The following is a 16,805-nucleotide window of genomic DNA, read 5'->3' as shown; positions in this document are numbered from 1 at the left end:
GCTGCCTGAGTCTCAGGGATATGCTTTCGGCCCAAGAGCTCAACGTGCGGGATGAGAAACTGCTCGCGCGCGAGGTCATCCGGCTCTGCTTCTACCTACCGCATGACCATCCGGACATCGCCTCGGGTGTGAGTCTCGCCCTCGACAGCTACATGCGGGCCGTCGACGAGGCTTCCGAGATGATCAACGAAGCGTTCGTCGATGATGACGAGGGCGGCCCTCTTTCAGCTGAACGGTGGAACGAAGTCCGCCAACGCCTCCGGCCCGAGCGTCACTGGCGCTTCGCCGATGACTACAGCGAGGCCTACGCCCAGCGAGTGGAGAAGAGACGCTATGAAACGCAAATCTTCCTCGGAGGCGAGGAGGGGAACGGCTACAGCTTTTGTTACCGGGCTCGCATCCCATGGCGCTCACCTGAGCTCACCCAGGTGAGCGTACTGACGGCGACGCTTCCCACCGAGTACCTGGAGGCCCATGGTCCGACGAGCGTCGCCGGGCTCGCTCACGCCCTGGCTTCACAGCTTCGGTTCGCCACGGGCCACGCGGGGCTTTCACTCCAACTCCATTGGCCCTCGCACTCCACGGATGACGCCCTTCGCGCCGCGGCGTTTCGTCATCCTGGCTTCGACCTACGCCCGACCTGGCAGTGGGAGGAGGATGTCGGCCTCCATGTCGATGGGGTCCACTGGCTGAACTTCTTCGCTCCGCCCGTGCTCGAAAAGCTCGGTGGAGTGCGGGGCCTCGAAGAACGGCTCCGCTCCCCCGGAGTGACTGTCCAGGAACTCGTGGACGGCCGCGTGGTCGTCACCCTCGGAGAGTGGCCCGAAGCTGGCGACCTGCACCAGGGACAGACCCTTCCTGCCTACCGGGAGCTCGCGCACGTCCTCGAACCCTTGCTCGAGCCGCTGCACAAGGCCTCGCCAGTCACCTGGATGGCCGCGGGAAATTCGTCCCTGCGCTTCACCGAAGACGAGGCGCTCAGGTGGTGGCGCCGGTTCCTCGACTGACACGACAGGAGTAAGTTCTTTCAGAGGGGCTCTTGCGAAGAGAGCGGGGCACCTTCCAGCCGCGGAGCGTGCCGACTGGTCCGACCATCGGACCAGTTGCTCCCGAACGTGACCGGAACCACCCCCTGAAAGAACTTAGTTCGGATGGCTTAGCCAATCAGCGCCCCGCTGGCCGTAGGCAGTCCAGTTCCAGGTCCAGCAGGAAGGACAGGAAGGCGTTGTCGCCCACCGCCGCGCGAGCCTCCTGCACCCGCGCCCGCGCCGCGTCCCACGAGCCCTCGCGCTTGAGCCGCGTGGACTCCAGCACCCGCCGGTTGGCCTCCAGCTCGCGCGAGAGCCGCCCCGCATCCAGCTGCTCCGCCCGCGCGAGCGCCGGGGGCTGCGCCAGCGCGAGCATCGCCTCCGGGTCGAAGGGCTTGTCCGCGTTGAAGAGGAAGTACTCCACCGCCGGCTCGTCGTCCGTCACCGGCTGGTAGCCTTGCGTCCAGCGCCGCAGCGCCTCCGTGCCCGCCACGTACGTCCCCATGAGGCCATAGGGTGAGGTGAAGCCCACGTCCGCCAGCGAGCGCGCCACCGAGGCCTGCGCCCACCGGGCCTCCCAGCCCGCCACATCCACCGCCAGCGGCCGGTCCGACGCCACCAGCACCGCCTCGTAGTCCGAGGGAATCCACAGCGTCACCTCGGGGAAGACCTCCAGCAGCGAGACCACCAGGCCCCGCGTCAGGTTGTCCGGCTGCTGCTGCAGGGGGATCCACTGCGCCAGCACCCCACCCTGAGCCAGCCGCTGCTTCACCTGCTGGTAGAACTCGGTGGTGTAGAGGCTCACCACGCCCGCGGAGCGGGGCGGCGGCGGCTCGAAGGAGATGACGTCGTAGCGGCCCTGCGTGGACAGCAGGAAATGGCGCCCGTCATCGAACACCACGTGCGCCCGCGGATCCTCCGCCACGCCGTGGTTGTGCTCGGCGAAGTGCGGCGCGGCGGCCAGCACGTCCGGGTTGGTGTCCACGATGGTGAGCGAGGCCAGCCCCGGGTGGCTCGCGAAGGAGCCCGCCGTGCTTCCCGTGCCGAAGCACACCTGCAGCACCTGCTTCGGCTCCGGGTGCAGCAGCATGGGCAGGTGCGCCAGCGTGGCCATGTAGCGCTTCCTCGGCAGCGCCGTGTTCGCATACGACACCGAGCCGAACAGCAACTGCTGGTGACGGAAGCTCTTCTCCCGGCACCCCGGACCACACGCGTACAGGCCCGAGTCACACACGGACGCGGTGTCGTACTCGAGCACCGCCAGCGACCCGTCCACGCCTTCGCGCACGAAGCGCACCCGCGAGTCCGAGTGCTCGGCGAAGGCGCGCACCAGCAGGTCTCCCGGTACCATCACCACCGCCACCGCGAGCAGCGCCGCCCCGGCCCACATGCTGCGCCGGGCGCTCGGCCGCGCCTCGGTGTCCAACACCTGCACGCCCAGCGCGAGCGCCATGTTGAGCGCGCACACCCCCACGAACGTCCACTGCGTCCCCACCGCCGGCACCAGCACGAAGCCCACCAGCAGCGAGCCGACGATGCCGCCCAGTGTATTCACCGAGTACAGCAGGCCCACGTTGCTGGCGGCGCTCGCCACGTGCCGGGTGGTGAGCTGCACCACCAGCGGGAAGATGACGCCGATGAGCGAGGCGGGCACGAGGATGACGAGCGCCGCGTGCAGCAGCATGCCGACGTAGACGGCGTTGGGGCCCCAGCCGCCCACCAGCCCGGAGAGCACCTGGCTCACCGGGCGGGACATGCCCAGCAGCGCCAGGGACAACAGGCCCGCGAAGGAAAGCATCGCCTCCACGGAGACGAAGAGCTCCAGCTCACGCACCCGCCCGGCCAGCCGCAGCGAGTAGACGAGCCCTCCGATGACGAGCCCCAGCAGGAACGTCACCAGGAGGATGGTGAAGGCATACGTGGAGGAGTCCAGCGAGGTGGAGAGGACGCGGAACCAGAGCACCTCGTAGGAGATGGACGCGAAGCCGCACAGCGCGAAGGCGGTGACGAGCAACGTGCGGCGCGCACCGTGGAAGGCAGCGGAAGCGTCGGGAGCCGCCTCGGCGGGGGTGGACGCGCTGGCGGGAAGGGGCTCGGGGCGCAGCCGCAGGTGCAGGAGGAACACGGCGAGCCCCACGAGCAGGTTGAGCCCCGAGGCGATTGCCGCCGTGCGCCACAGCCCCACCGCGCCGATGAGATAGAAACCCGCCAACCCGCAGCCGAGCGCCGCGCCCAGGGTGTTGAGGGCGTACAGCACACCGAAGGAGCGCCCCAGCCCCTCCAGCTGACGCGCCACGAAGCGCACGAGGACGGGCAGTGTGCCCCCCATGAAGAAGGTGGGCGGCAACACCAGCAGGAAGGCCAGCACCCCGCGCACCGGCAGCGGTCCTCCACCCGGCAGGCCCAGCGCGGAGAGCCACTCGGGCAGGGTGGCCAGCACATGGGTGATGCCCAGCGCGAGCACGCCCGTGGCGGCCTCCAGCAGCCCGTAGGCCAGCAGCGGGCGGCTCAACCTGTCCGCGAGCCGCCCCAGCGCGAGACTGCCCAGGACGAGCCCCGCCAGGAAGGCGGACACCACCAGGCTCGCGGCGAACGTGGTGTGGCCCACCACCAACGTCAGGTAGCGGACCCAGATGACCTCGAAGACGAGCCCGCTCATGCCGGAGGCGACGAAGAGCAGACCCACGGCGGCGAACACTCTGGCGGAGATGCGATTCACGGGAGGCGCGAGTCTACCCCGAGACCCGCCTCCGCGCCTCACCGCCCCGGGCCACGCCCGTTCTTCATGAGGTTCATCCGCTGCCGGGCACCCCGGTGCCGCGGGTCGAACCGCAACGCCTCCTCCAGCCGGTCCCTCGCCCGCACCATGTCACCCTGGCGGGCGTAGGCATCGGCCAGCAGCACCAGCACCTCGGCGTTGTACGGCTGAAGGTCCAGCGAGCGCTCCAGCTCGCGGATGCCGGTGGCCAGGTCGCCCCGGCGGAACGCCATCTGGCCGAGCACCACGTGTGGCACCGGCAGCCCCTCGGAGTCGGGATGGCGCGCCAGTTCCTCCAGCGCCGCGGTCCCGCGCGCGTCCCCCACGCTGGCGAGCGGCACGGCGGCGGCCTGGCGCACCCAGAGCGACTTGTCCTTCAGCAGTGGGGCGAGCGTGTCCGCCACTTCACGCGTGCCCGTGGAGGCCAGCGCCTCGGCGAGCTCCGAGCGCAGCGTGGAGTCCGTCGCCGTGGCGAGCGCCGCCTTCAGCGCGGGCACGGCGTCCTTGCGGAAGCGCTGGGCCAGCAGTTGGGCCGCCACGCCACGTAGGGTCGGAGCCTCCTTCTTGTCCGCCAGCACCTGCTCCAGCGGCTGGCGGCTGGCCGCGGCGGTCTTCTCGGCGATGGCGTCCGCCAGCCGCATCCGCCGCGCCTGCCGCTGCTTCGCCTTCGGCCACCACTTCTCCATCGCCGCCACCATCGACTCGGGCGAGGCCTTCTCGTGCGTGTGGCACGCGTTGCACGCGTTGGGAATGCCGTGCTTCACCGTGTTCTGGGGCACCGGCACGTCGAGGGCGTGGTCCGCGAAGTGGTCCAGCACGCCCGAGATGGTGGGCGGCATGTGGCACGCCAGGCAGTCCCGCGCCTCCGCCGAGGCGTGGTGCGTGTGCTTCTCGCCCTCGGCGAACACCTTCGCGTGGCAGCCCTGGCAGCTCGCGGAGCCCACCGTCACGCCCTGGGCGAGGTGCTTGGGCTGCTTGACTTCATTGGCCGCGTGCTCGCCGTGGGGCGCGGTGTGGCAGGTGAGGCAGGTGGCGCCCCCCTGCAGGTGGCACCGGGACTGGGAGAGGGCCTGGTACTCGAAGCTGGACGTCTTGGGGCGCCCATCATCGAAGTAGTCGCCGGAGCGCTGGTTTCCGAGGGTGACCACCATGGGCTGGTAATGGTCCTCGTACGAGTCCCCCGGGTGGAAGCGGTGCCGCGCATCCAGCAGGGGGAAGAGCGTGCGGTGCGGCCCGTGGCACTGCCCGCACACGGCCAGCTCCTCGCGCGGCGGCAGCTTCGCCGGCTGGACGATGTCCTTCTTCAGTTGCGTCTCCGCGTGACGCGCGCCGGGGCCGTGGCAGCTCTCGCAGGCCACGCCCGGGTCCGCGAAGCCGGTGCTCCACTGGTGGGCCTGCCGGTCGTACGTCGCGTTGAGGCCGGTGACGTGGCAGTCCAGGCACGAGTGCTGGGCGTTGCGCTGCCAGTTGGACCAGAAGAAGGGATGGTCCGTCGTCAGCGCCCCCTGCTTGGTCTCGGAGTAGTCCACCCACTCGCCCTTGCCGGTGACGTGGAAGTAGATGGGCAGCACCTGCCAGCGGCCGTCGGGCATGACGGTGACGGGATCCTGCATCCGCTTGCCGCCCACCACCCAGTGCACGGGGTACTCGAAGGTGCCACCGGTGGGCCCCCGCGTGCTCATGAAGGAGTGCTCGTCCCTCCGCGACATCCACGCCTCGCTGGACTCGCCCTTGAAGTGCGTCTGGGAGAAGTCACCCACCACGTAGCGCGGGGTGGCCTCGGAGAGCGCACGGGCATGCCAGTCCTTGCTCCACGCGGCGTGCTCGTCGTCATGGCACTCGGCGCACTTCTCCGAGCCGACATAGCCGGTAGCGGAGGACTGAAGCTTCACCGTCACCTGGGGCGCGGGCGGGGCGGGGCGCACGGCCGCTCCCGTCGAACCGATGGGCGCGGCGGGCGGGGCGTTCGGCGCGGCCGGGCGCCAGATGACGGCCCCGGCGGCCAGGAGGAGCACGACGGCGACCGCGAGGGCGAGCGTACGGGAGCGGAACATACGAGGGGGGGCCGCGAGCGAGAGGGTACTACCGGCACGCTACATCAACATCGAGCGCCCTGCTGTGACAGGGCTTCCATCTCACCGGACCGGGAGGCCAGCGCGGGCCAGTTCGTGCAGCGTGGACTTCAACTCCTCGAGGTCCACGGGCTTGTCCAGCACCGCTTTCACCCCGAGCTTCCGAGCCTCCTCACGCGTCTCGTCGTCGGTGAAGGCCGACAGGATGACCACCGGGCAGGCAAGACCACAGGCCCGCGCCTGGACGAGCACCTCCAGCCCGGTCCGCCCCGGCATCCGCACATCCGAGAGGATGAGATCCGGCGCCAGCAGGGGGCCGCCGAACACCTGGGTCAGGGACACGTAGTCCGACAATTCGAAGCCGTCCTCCAGTGCCACCACGGCATAGCCGGCCCTCGCCAGTGTCAGGGTGAGGAGCGCACGCATCTCGTCATCATCCTCGGCCAGGAGGATGCGCGGCGGGCGGGGTTCGGTCGGCAAGGGAGGCATCATGGCGAAGGACCCGAACGAAAAGTCAGCTGCCTCTTCACAGCATGACCCATGCCAGCACGCCGTCCCTCCCACGCGATGCGTCCCTTCGGGAATGACGCGGGGCAAGCCGCCCCATGGGGCATTCTGCCCCGAGTCCGTCTTCCCATCTTCCGACCATGGACCCCGGTGGGCGCGCGCGTTGTAGTGGATGAATGAAGCTCGCCCGGAAGATCACCCTCGCCCTGGTCCTGCTCGCCTTCGCCGTCATCGCAGGGCTGGAGACCGTCGAGGTGCAACGCGAGCTGGCCCGCTCGGCGCTGGACATGCGCAACGATCACCGCCTGCTCGGCTACACGGTGGGCGGCTCGTTCGTCCGGACCTGGGAGCTGGAAGGCGAGGAGGAGGCCCGGGCGGTGCTCGCGGACGCCAACCGCCTCCAGGAGCAGGTGCGGCTGGGCTGGCTGTGGCTGGACATGCCGGAGGCGGCACGTCTCCCTCCCGTTCAGCTCCAGGCGCTGCGCTCCGGGTGGGACACCTCCTTCGAGGACCAGCAGCAGGAGACCGGCCTGCTGCGCTCCTTCACCCCCATCATCGTCGGGGAGCGGCGGGGAGCCATTGAAATCACCGAGCCCCTCACCGAGCAGCGGCAGCACGTGCGCCAGACGGTGGTGGGCACGGCGGTGGCCACCGGTGCCATCACCCTGGCCTTCCTGCTGGTGGCCATGGCCATGGGCAGAAGGCTGGTGGGCCGTCCGGTGGAGCAACTGGTGGGGCTCGCGCACCGCATCGGCCAGGGGGAGCTGGGGGCGCGGGTGTACCTCACGCAGAAGGACGAGCTGGCCACGCTCGCCGAGGCGATGAACCGGATGGCCTCCGGACTGGCCACGGCGCGCGAGCAGGTGGCGGCCGAGACGGCGGCGCGACTGGCCATGCTCGAACACCTGCGGCACGCGGACCGGTTGGGCACGGTGGGCAAGCTCGCCTCCGGCGTGGCCCATGAGCTGGGCACTCCGCTCAACGTGGTGCTCGGCCGGGCGAAGATGATCGCCTCCGGCGAGGCCGAGGGAGACGAGACGAAGGAGTGCGCCCGCATCATCTCCCAGCAGGTGCAGCACATGACGGCCATCATCCGCCAGTTGCTGGACTTCGCCCGGCGGCGCACGCCCCGGCGCGCTCCAGAGGACCTGAGCGAGCTGGTGGAGCGGACGTTGTCGCTGCTGCGGCCCATGGCGACGCGGCGCAACATCGTCCTCACCCACGAGGCGCCGGGGCCGGTGAACCTGGAGGTGGACGCCGGGCAGATTCAACAGGCCCTCACCAACCTGGTGGTCAACGGCATGCAGTCGATGAAACGCCCGGGCACGCTGCGGATCCGGCTGGGGAGGGAGCGCGCCCTGCCCCCGGCGGACCTGGGGGGACCGGAGCGCGAGTGGGTGCGGGTGGACGTCACGGACGAGGGCGAGGGCATCTCTCCGGAGGTGCTGCCCCGCATCTTCGAGCCCTTCTTCACCACCAAGGACGTGGGAGAAGGCACGGGCCTGGGCCTGTCTGTCTCCTATGGACTCATCCGGGACCATGGCGGCTGGATTTCCGTGAGCAGTGAACCCGGACGCGGTAGTTGCTTTTCCATCTTCCTCCCACTCGAGGCGAAGGAAACAGAGGAGGCCAAGGCATGAGCGCGACGAAGGGCCGCATCCTGGTCGTGGAGGACGAGCGCGAGATGCGGGCGCTGTTGGAGAAGGGGCTGGCGCGCCGGGGCTTCGAGCCCACGGTGCGAGGCAGCGCGGACGAGGCCTTTCCCCTGTTGGAGACGGAGGACTTCGACACCGTCCTCACCGACATGAGGATGCCGGGCATGGACGGGCTGGAGCTGTGCGAGCGCATCGTCCTCAACCGCCCGGACATCCCCGTGGTGGTGGTGACGGCCTTCGGCAGCCTGGAGACGGCGGTGGCAGCCATCCGGGCCGGCGCGTACGACTTCGTCACCAAGCCGGTGGATCTGGACGCACTGGTGCTGGTGCTGGAGCGGGCGGTGCAGCACAAGGCACTGCGCGAGGAGGTGCGGCGGTTGCGCCGGGCGCTGGGCGGCGTGTTCGCGGACGGGGGCGTGGTGGGCGAGAGCCCGGCGCTGCGCCGGGTATACGAGCTCATCGACCGGGTGGCGGACTCGGACGCCTCGGTGCTGGTGACGGGTGAGAGCGGCACCGGCAAGGAGGTGGCCGCCCGGGCGCTGCACGCGCGTGGCCGGCGCGCCTCGGGGCCCTTCGTGGCCATCAATTGCGCGGCCATGCCCGAGGCCCTGTTGGAGAGCGAGCTGTTCGGCCACGCCCGGGGCGCCTTCACCGACGCCAAGGCGGCGCGCACGGGCCTCTTCGCGCAGGCGAACGGCGGCACCCTCTTCCTGGACGAGGTGGGGGAGATGCCCCTGTCGCTCCAGCCCAAACTGCTGCGGGCGCTGCAGGAGCGAACGGTCCGCCCGGTGGGAGGGGACACCGAGGTGCCCTTCGACGCGCGCATCGTCGCCGCCACCAACCGCGACCTGGAGCTGGCCGTGGAGGAGGGCCGCTTCCGCGAGGACCTGTACTACCGGCTCAACGTCATCGGCCTGGAGCTGCCTCCGCTGCGGGCCCGGGGCAACGACGTGCTGCTGCTGGCCCAGCGCTTCCTGGAGCATTTCGCCACGCGCAGCGGCAAGCGCGTGGTGGGCCTCACCCCCGCCGCGGCCCAGCGCCTGCTGGCCTACACCTGGCCCGGCAACGTGCGCGAGCTGCAGAACTGCATCGAGCGCGCCGTGGCCCTCACCTCCTATGAGGAGCTCACCGTGGAGGACCTGCCGGAGCGCATCCGGGACTACCGCGGCCACAGCAACTCCGGCCAGGAGAACGACGTGTCCGAGCTCGTCTCCCTCGAGGAGATGGAGCGCCGCTACATCCAGCGCGTTCTGGAGGCGGTGGGCGGCAGCCGGACGCTGGCCTCGCGCATCCTCGGCGTGGACCGCAAGACGCTCTACCGCAAGCTCGGCCGCCGCAACGCCGGGGCCGCCGAGGACAAGGACGAGAAGTCCTCCACCTGAGCAGCTCCCCCTTCCCTTCCCACCCCCCAGGAGAAGCCATCATGAACACGACCCCCAACCGCTATGACCTCTGGGCGCCGGAGACGCGCGCCAACCCCCTGCCCCTCTACGCGCGCATGCGGCGGGAGGCCCCCGTGGTCCGGCTGTTCGATCCCACCCTGCAACAGCCGGTGTGGGTGGTGACCCGCTACAAGGACGCGGTGGAGCTGGTGCGCGACCCGCGCTTCACCAAGGCCGTGGAGAAGCTCCCCGAAGACTCGCCCAACCGGAAGATGCGCACCGCCGATATGGAGGCCATCAACCAGCACATGCTCTCGGCGGACCCTCCGGACCACACGCGCCTGCGCTCCCTGGTCTCCAAGGCCTTCACCCCGCGCCGCGTGGAGGAGCTGCGCCCACGCGTCGCCGAAATCGCCAGCCAGCTCCTGGACAAGACGAAGGCCCAGGGCTCCATGGACCTGCTGGACGCCTTCGCCTTCCCGCTGCCCATCACCGTCATCGCCGAGCTGCTCGGCGTGCCGGTGGAGGACCAGGACCGGTTCCGGGACTGGACGACCACCATCATCAGCCCGCCGTCGGCTGGGAACCTCGAGCCGATGCGGGAAGCGGGCAGGCAGTTCATCCAGTACTTCCAGCAGTTGCTGGTGCGGCGCCGGACGGACCCCCGGGACGACCTGCTCACCGCGCTCATGTCCGTGGAGGAGCAGGGGGACCGGCTCTCGCCCCAGGAGCTGATGAGCATGCTGTTCCTGCTGCTGGTGGCGGGCCACGAGACGACGGTGAACCTCATCGGCAACGGTGTCTGGGCACTGCTGAACCACCCGGAGCAGTTGGAGCGGCTGCGCGCCAACCCGGCCCTCATCGAGTCGGCGGTGGAGGAGATGCTGCGCTACCGCGGCCCGGTGGAGACCACCACCCATCGCTGGGCCGCACAGGACACCGAGTTCCATGGCCAGGTGATTCCCAAGGGGGAGACCATCCTCGCCTCGCTGCTGGCGGCCGACCACGACCCCGAGCAGTTCCCGGAGCCGGAGCGGTTCGACATCACCCGCGAGCCCAACCGGCACATCGCCTTCGGCTTCGGCATCCACTTCTGCCTGGGAGCGCCCCTGGCGCGGCTCGAGGCAACCATTGCCATCAACCAACTGCTGGAGCGCATGCCCCGTCTGCGTTTCGGTGTGGACCCGTCCGAGCTGCGCTGGCGTGACGGCATCCTCGTGCACGGCCTGCAGCGCCTGCCCGTGGCCTTCTAGGCAGCGGGCGGAGCCGTCGTTACGGCGCCACGTGGCACCGCCGCGGCCCACCCGCGCGATGCTCCAGCGCTGGCGGGCCCGAGAAGCGGCAGGGCAGCGCCACGCGAGCGGGCGTGGGCTGCACCACCGACAGGCCGGCACCGAGCATCGCGGAGCTCCCCCAGCCCCACACGGAGCCATCCGCGCGCACCGCCAACGCGTGGACGCTGCCCGCCGAGATGGCCACGGCGTCCGTGAGGCCCACCACCTGGACCGGAGAGGACCGGGGCTCGCTCGTCCCATCTCCGAGCCCGAAGAGATTGTTTCCCCAGGCCCAGACGGAGCCATCCTCGCGCAGCGCCAGCGAGGAGTCTCCTCGGGCCTCCAGGGAGACCACGCGCGAGAGGCCCGGTACCGGCGCTGGTGTGGCACGGGAGGCCAGGGAGCCATCGCCGAGCTGGCCCTGGGAGTTGCCACCCCAGGCCCAGACGGAGCCATCCTCGCGCAGCGCCAGCGCGTGGTAGGTACCGGCCGAAATGGCCACCACGTCCGAGAGACCCGGCACCGGAGCGGGCTGTGTCCTCGAGGAGGGCGACCCGACCCCAAGCTGGCCCTGGGAGTTGCCACCCCAGGCCCAGACGGAGCCATCCTCGCGCAGCGCCAATGAGTAGAAGGGGCTGGCCGAGACGGCCACCACCTGGTCCAGCCCGGCGGTCTGGACCGGGCTCATCCGCGGCTGTGTCGTCCCGTCACCGAGCTCTCCCTTGGAGTTGGAGCCCCAGCTCCACACGGAGCCGTCCGCGCGCACCGCCAGCGAGTGGGACCCACCTGCCGAGAGGGCCACCACGTCCGTGAGGCCCGCCACTGGCACCGGCGCGACACGGTAGGTTCTGGTCCCATCGCCGAGCTGGCCGTAGGTGTTGTTGCCCCAGGCGCGGACGGAGCCGTCCATGCCCAACGCCAGCCAGTGGGTGTCACCGGACGAGACGGCCTTCACGCTCGTGAGGCCCGCCACCTGGGCCGGTTCCGAGCCCCAGCTCCAGACGGAGCCATCCTGCCTCACCGCCAACGAGCGGGACGGGCCGGCCGAGAGGGACACCGCGTCGGTGAGCACCCGCGTCTGGATGGGGGTGAGCTGCTGATCCGTTCCCGTGCCGAGCGCGCCCCCCGAATTGTTTCCCCAGCTCCACAAGGTGCCATCCCGGCGCAGTGCCAGCGAGAAGCCGTCGCTCACCGAGAAGGCCCTCACGTGGTCCAGCCCCACCTGGACCGGGCGGATGCGCAGTTGCATCGTCCCATCACCGAGTTGGCCCCCGGTGTTCTGTCCCCAGGCCCACAGGGTGCCATCCCGGCGCAGCGCCATCGAATGGAAGAAGGCATCATCCACGGCCACCATGTCCGTGAGGTCCTGCACCGGGTGGGGCGTGGCGATGTAGTTCTCGAGTCCATCCCCCACCATGTCCAGGGGATCCTCGCCCCAGAACCACACGGTGCCGTCCTGGCGCACCGCCAGCGCGCGCTGGCCATGGGTGGCGAGGGCCACCACGTCCGTCAGTCCCGGCACCGCGGCGGGTCGAGCCCTGTAGGACGGAGCCGCGGTCCCGAGCTGGCCATCGAGGTTGTCGCCCCAGGCCCAGACGGAGCCGTCCGCGCGCAGCGCCAGCGAGAGGTACCCACCGGCCGCGACCGCCACCACTTCCGTCAGGCCCGGCACCACCGAGGGCTCGCCCCGGAAGGTGGGCCAGGACTCCGGCTCCACCCCGAGCTGGCCCCGGAAGTTGTCGCCCCAGGTCCAGACGGAGCCGTCCGCACGCAACGCCAGCATGTGACGTTCACCGGCCGCGACCGCCACCACGCCCGTGAGGCCCGGTACCACCGCGGGCTCGGGCCGGGAGTACGCGGACATCGGCTCCACCCCGAGCTGGCCCGCGTCATTGGACCCCCAACTCCACACGGAGCCATCCACGCGCAATGCCACGGAATGGAAATCACCGGCCGCGACGACGATGACTCCATCGAGTCCCGGCACGCGCACCGGGAGGGAGTGCTTCTTGTAGTTCCCATCCCCCAGCTGGCCAAAGGCATTGGACCCCCAGCCCCACACGGAGCCATCCGGAGCGACCGCCAGCGAGTGGGCGCTCCCGGTCGCGAGCAGTCCCTGACCGGCGAGGGCCCGTCCGCTCCACATCATCATACAAATGGCCAGCAGGAGCCGCGTCACACCGGCGCCAGCGCGCATGCGCTCTCTTCTCATTGAATGGTGACCTTCGGGTTGGTTGGGCGTTTCGAGCGCCGCAACGCATGAGCAGAAACCGTGCCCACGCCTGGCTGCTCGCGTCCGCTCCAGTTCCCGGGGAGTTGCGCACGGCACCTCGCGGGGGAATGACGAAACGCGACACCGGGTGACGAATCACGGCAGGATGGGCGGCGCATGCCCATTTCGTGTCCACGCTGCCAACAGGCCATCACCCCCGGAGCCACCTCCTGTACCCACTGTGGCGCCCCGCTGCTCATCGAGGTAGCCCCAGGCGGCGCGGAGCCGGCATGCGCCGCCCACCCCACGCTGCGCAGCCTCGCCATCTGCGACAGGTGCGGTGCGTTCGCCTGCGCCATGTGCCTGCGCGTCGACTCCCGGGGACAGGTGCTCTGCGATCGCTGTCACGGGCGCGCGCCGGAAGTCCCGCTCCCGTGGGACAGGCGCCAGGAGCTGGGCACGTTCATGGCCTTCTGGAAGACTTTCGTCGAAGTGCTGCTGCGCCCGGGCAACCTCTCCGCGGTCCGGTCCGAGGGGAGCGTGGGCAGCTCGCTGCTGTTCGCGCTGCTGTGCTCCCTGCCAGGCTGCATCATGACCGGCGTCACCTACCTGGGCATGTTCACCTTCATGAGCCGGCTGTTCCCGACGCCGGACACGGACCCCGACACGGAGCGGATATTCCAGTGGGCGGGGGTGGCCACGTTCGCCTTCCTCGTGCTCATCGGTCCCCCGCTGACCCTGGCCTTCACCCTCCTGAATACGGGCGTGGACCACCTCGTCCTGCGCATGGGCGGCATCACCCGGGACTTCACGGTGACGCTCCGGGCCAACGCCCTGTCCCAGGCCCCCATGGTGCTCGGGGGAATCCCCTTCATCGGCGCGCAGGTGGCGCCCTTCTGGATGCTGGTGGCGCGCGTCTTCGCCTACCGGGGGCTGCACCAGACGACCTGGGGCGTGGCGACGGCCGGTGCCCTGGCCGCGCCACTGACCTTCTGCATGCTGTGTGGCGGTAGCTACATCGCGCTCTTCCTGTTCGCGATAGGCCGCTCGTAGCTCACAGCGCGTAGGTGGCGTAGCAGGTCCCCACCGGGCCGCTGCCCGTGCTCGGCGCGTTGGGCGCGGACAGCCACGCGCCCTCGGAGCCACACTGGTGCCACTGCAGGTCACCACTGGACTGCACGCACGTGCGCGCCGGCACCGACCGGCCCAGCGTGGCCGAGCCACACCACGGCCAGGAAGCGGTGCAGGTGGTGGGCTTCGTGGTGGTGCCCGCCGTGAAGGTGCCGTCGGCCTGGCACTGCCGCCAGATGGCGTCCGAGGAGCTCTGCACGCACACGCCCACGGCCACGTTGGCGTCCACGGTGCCGGAGTAGCACGTGACGGTGGAGCCGGTGCCCCAAGCGTACTCGCCCTTGAACTGGTTGTACTTCACCGCTACCAGGGACGAGCCGCCGATGTCGGTGCGGCCGCACTGGATGGCATACGCGCCCACCCAGGGCGTGTACGTGTAGAGCGCCGCGGTGGCCTTGTTGGCCGGCTTCACCGAGCACGGGTCCGAGGTGCTCTTCGTCACACCTGGCTTCCACCCGGAGATGGTGGCGCGGCCGGCGTCCAGGTCGACGAGGTAGCCGCGCATCTTCTTGGCCGAGCACTCGATCTGCTTGCCGAAGCCCGCATAGGAGGTGGAGCACCCGCCGCTATCGGGACAACCACAGCCAGTGGCCTTGGCCAGGTTGGCGGAGGTGCCGCTGGTGATGAGGCTCGACTCCGTCTGGATGCGCGCCAACATGTACAGCGGGCTGATGGTCTGGGCCTTGGACTGCTCCACGATGAGGGCCGCCGCCGTCTTGTTGCTCCACGCCGGGTCCTTGTAGGTGGCCAGGTACGAGCCCTTCTGCACCAGGAACTGCTGCACCTGCGCGGTGGTGATCCACTGGCCACCGGTGATGTCGGTGTCCTCGAGCAGCCGGTGCATGTCGTACTCGGTGGTGGCCGGCTCGAGCACCTCGCCGGTGAGCGCATCCACCACGGCGTCGTCCTCGGAGGGGCCACAGCCCACCAGGTACAGCGCCGGTAACAGGAACAGCGTGTATCGCAACTTCATCGCGTGCCTCGGGTAGGTCCGCGGAGCCGGGCGGACAGCCCGGACCTGCGGTGGGGGAGGACACGTCTTAGCACCAGGAAAATTCGTCTTCCTTGTTTTTCGAGAATACGGGAGACAATCCACATCCACGCCCCTGGCCCCTCATCGGGGCATGGGGAGGTCCTTCTCGAACACGGGGCTGTCGGCGAACGTCACCACGAGACCGATGCGCGTGGACTGGAGGGCCTCCCGCTCTCCGGTACCCACCCCCTGCGCGTTCAGGCCGATGGCCCACTGGTTGCCGAGCCGCATGTGTCCGCTCAACGCGTAGGAGACGCGCTCCGTCTCCGTATCGCCGAGCTTCGCGAGGGAGCGGACGTACTCCAGCCGGAGCGTGCCCGCCTTGCCGGCGTACGCGAGCGACGCGCCCGCGTCGACCCACTTGTCCATGCGGACGGTGGGCAGCGGCCGGTCGAACAGCACGCGGCCCTGTAGCGTCAGCTCGATGCCGGGCTCGGACAACCACTCGAAGCTCACGGCGCCGAAGCCCCGCTGGATGAGCAACCCATCTCCCTTCTCGGCGTTGAGGCCGGGTGTCACCCAGCGGCCTCCCGCCGAGGCGAAGAGGGCATTGGAGCCCGAGTGGGCATCCTTCGCGCAGCGCGCCATTCCGCTCTCGATGAGTTGGAGAAGCTCCTTCCGGGCGGCTTCAAGCTGGGACAGCTCGAACTCATAACGGGCCTGGGCCACCTGCTCCGTCTCGCCCCGCTTGCGGGGACGCGGCTGTGGAGGAAGTTCGAAGGTGGACACGGGCGGCTCCGTGGTGACGCGCGCGAGGCACTGGCTGTAGAGGGGACCGTAGATGCTCTGGTCTCCCAGCAGTTCGGCGGTGATGCCCGTGGCGAGGGTGCCGAAGCGCCCCATTGGATAGGTAATGCCCTCATAGGGGGTGCCGGGGAGGGCCGCGAGCGTGACCGCGCTGTCCTGGAAGACCCGGGTGAGCAGGTGGGTGCGCGCGTCGACGAACTGCTGGTACGTCTCGCGGTTGCCCTTGAGCACGATGTACGGGTTGAACTGGAGCGCCACCGAGGTGCTGCCGCCCTGGAAGGGCGCGCCCAGACTGCGCAGACTGGCCATCAGCGCATTGGGATTGGAGGGGTGGATGAGCTCTCCCGCGGCGGCGGGATCCAACCCCGCCGCCACTTCCGAGCCACCCAGGAGCATGCCGGGGAACTCGAGCGTGACCGTGCCCGCGTCGAGCACCCGCTCGGGGCGCAGGAACACGCCGCCGTCACCCGAATCGGTGTCGGAGACGACCCCCGCGTCCGTGCCCCCGTCCTGGGCGAGGGCGGGCGCGGAGAGGGAGAGGAACAGGAAGGCGAGGAAACAGGCGCGCGGGCTCATGGCTCGTCCACCCACCACGTGAGATTGATGATTTCAGAGTGAGCGCCGGGGGTCATCTTCACCTCGTCCCACAGCGGCTCGTCCACGCCCGCGTCCGGAAGCACGAGCCGGGCCTTGAAGGTGAAATCGGCGCCCGCGTCGTTCGGCTGGGCCACGGGAATGATGACTTGAACGAAGGACTCACCCGGCTCCATCGTCAGGAAGTTCGGGTCATTGAAGGCAATGGAGCGCGCGCTGGAGATGAACAGCGGCGGCTGCAGCAGCGCCTTCCGCGTGCCACACAAGCCTCGGACATACAGCGTGAGACTCACGCCATTGAGACTGCCGGCCGGAGCCTCCACTTCGAGACGAGCGTTGGTACGGCGCTCCCGAGCGACAGTAAGGGTTGTCTGGAGTTTGTCTGCCATGCGTCCCCCTGTGTGAGGCTCCA

General features: G+C 69.8%; 12 protein-coding genes. 5 read left to right on the top strand and 7 right to left on the bottom strand.

Features of this window, described 5'->3' with window-relative positions:
- The first annotated feature begins 44 nt into the window (after nt 1-44).
- On the top strand, nt 45-1,007 hold the full coding sequence (locus NR810_RS32450) for a DUF3396 domain-containing protein (protein WP_257458313.1): 963 nt from the start codon (nt 45-47) through the stop codon (nt 1,005-1,007).
- Nucleotides 1,008-1,164: 157 nt separating this feature from the next.
- Here the strand turns inward: NR810_RS32450 and NR810_RS32445 are convergent, their stop codons facing one another.
- From NR810_RS32445 to NR810_RS32435, 3 genes are all read right to left on the bottom strand, one after another.
- Nucleotides 1,165-3,747, bottom strand: coding sequence for a fused MFS/spermidine synthase (locus NR810_RS32445; protein ID WP_257458312.1), 2,583 nt, complete (start codon nt 3,745-3,747; stop codon nt 1,165-1,167).
- 38 nt (nt 3,748-3,785) lie between these two features.
- Complete coding sequence (locus tag NR810_RS32440; protein ID WP_257458311.1) at nt 3,786-5,840, bottom strand: HEAT repeat domain-containing protein; 2,055 nt, start codon at nt 5,838-5,840, stop codon at nt 3,786-3,788.
- An 81-nt stretch (nt 5,841-5,921) separates the two neighbouring features.
- Nucleotides 5,922-6,347 carry a response regulator gene (locus NR810_RS32435; protein ID WP_257458447.1) on the bottom strand — a complete coding sequence of 142 codons (426 nt, stop codon included), beginning with the start codon at nt 6,345-6,347 and terminating at the stop codon, nt 5,922-5,924.
- Nucleotides 6,348-6,541: 194 nt separating this feature from the next.
- Here NR810_RS32435 and NR810_RS32430 point away from each other — a divergent pair, with 194 nt between their 5' ends.
- From NR810_RS32430 to NR810_RS32420, 3 genes are read left to right on the top strand one after another with little or no spacing between them, the layout of a single operon-like run.
- The gene (locus NR810_RS32430; RefSeq protein ID WP_257458310.1) at nt 6,542-8,005 is read left to right on the top strand and encodes a sensor histidine kinase; all 1,464 of its coding nucleotides are present in this window, start codon (nt 6,542-6,544) and stop codon (nt 8,003-8,005) included.
- A complete protein-coding gene (locus NR810_RS32425) occupies nt 8,002-9,402 on the top strand; it encodes a sigma-54-dependent transcriptional regulator (protein ID WP_257458309.1) in 1,401 nt (466 codons plus the stop codon). Before NR810_RS32430 ends, NR810_RS32425 begins: the two co-directional genes overlap by 4 nt.
- A gap of 41 nt (nt 9,403-9,443) precedes the next feature.
- Nucleotides 9,444-10,655 (top strand): cytochrome P450 family protein, encoded by a 1,212-nt coding sequence (locus NR810_RS32420; protein ID WP_257458308.1) that lies wholly within the window; start codon nt 9,444-9,446, stop codon nt 10,653-10,655.
- Nucleotides 10,656-10,674: 19 nt separating this feature from the next.
- On the opposite strand, the gene NR810_RS32415 is transcribed toward NR810_RS32420, so the two are convergent.
- Nucleotides 10,675-12,873 (bottom strand): RCC1 domain-containing protein, encoded by a 2,199-nt coding sequence (locus NR810_RS32415; protein WP_257458307.1) that lies wholly within the window; start codon nt 12,871-12,873, stop codon nt 10,675-10,677.
- Nucleotides 12,874-13,065: 192 nt separating this feature from the next.
- On the opposite strand from NR810_RS32415, the gene NR810_RS32410 reads away from it, so the two are divergent.
- Nucleotides 13,066-13,941, top strand: coding sequence for a YIP1 family protein (locus NR810_RS32410; RefSeq protein WP_257458306.1), 876 nt, complete (start codon nt 13,066-13,068; stop codon nt 13,939-13,941).
- A gap of 1 nt (nt 13,942) precedes the next feature.
- On the opposite strand, the gene NR810_RS32405 is transcribed toward NR810_RS32410, so the two are convergent.
- From NR810_RS32405 to NR810_RS32395, 3 genes are all read right to left on the bottom strand, one after another.
- On the bottom strand, nt 13,943-14,992 hold the full coding sequence (locus NR810_RS32405) for a hypothetical protein (protein ID WP_257458305.1): 1,050 nt from the start codon (nt 14,990-14,992) through the stop codon (nt 13,943-13,945).
- A gap of 141 nt (nt 14,993-15,133) precedes the next feature.
- Nucleotides 15,134-16,375: a hypothetical protein gene (locus NR810_RS32400; protein WP_257458304.1), complete on the bottom strand. Its 1,242-nt coding sequence runs from the start codon at nt 16,373-16,375 to the stop codon at nt 15,134-15,136.
- Nucleotides 16,372-16,782, bottom strand: a complete 411-nt coding sequence (locus NR810_RS32395) for a hypothetical protein (protein WP_257458303.1) — start codon at nt 16,780-16,782, stop codon at nt 16,372-16,374. Before NR810_RS32395 ends, NR810_RS32400 begins: the two co-directional genes overlap by 4 nt.
- Nucleotides 16,783-16,805 lie beyond the last annotated feature (23 nt).

The organism is Archangium lipolyticum, assembly GCF_024623785.1.
Taxonomy (GTDB): Bacteria; Myxococcota; Myxococcia; order Myxococcales; family Myxococcaceae; genus Archangium; species Archangium lipolyticum.
This window is presented reverse-complemented; position numbering and strand designations above follow the sequence as displayed.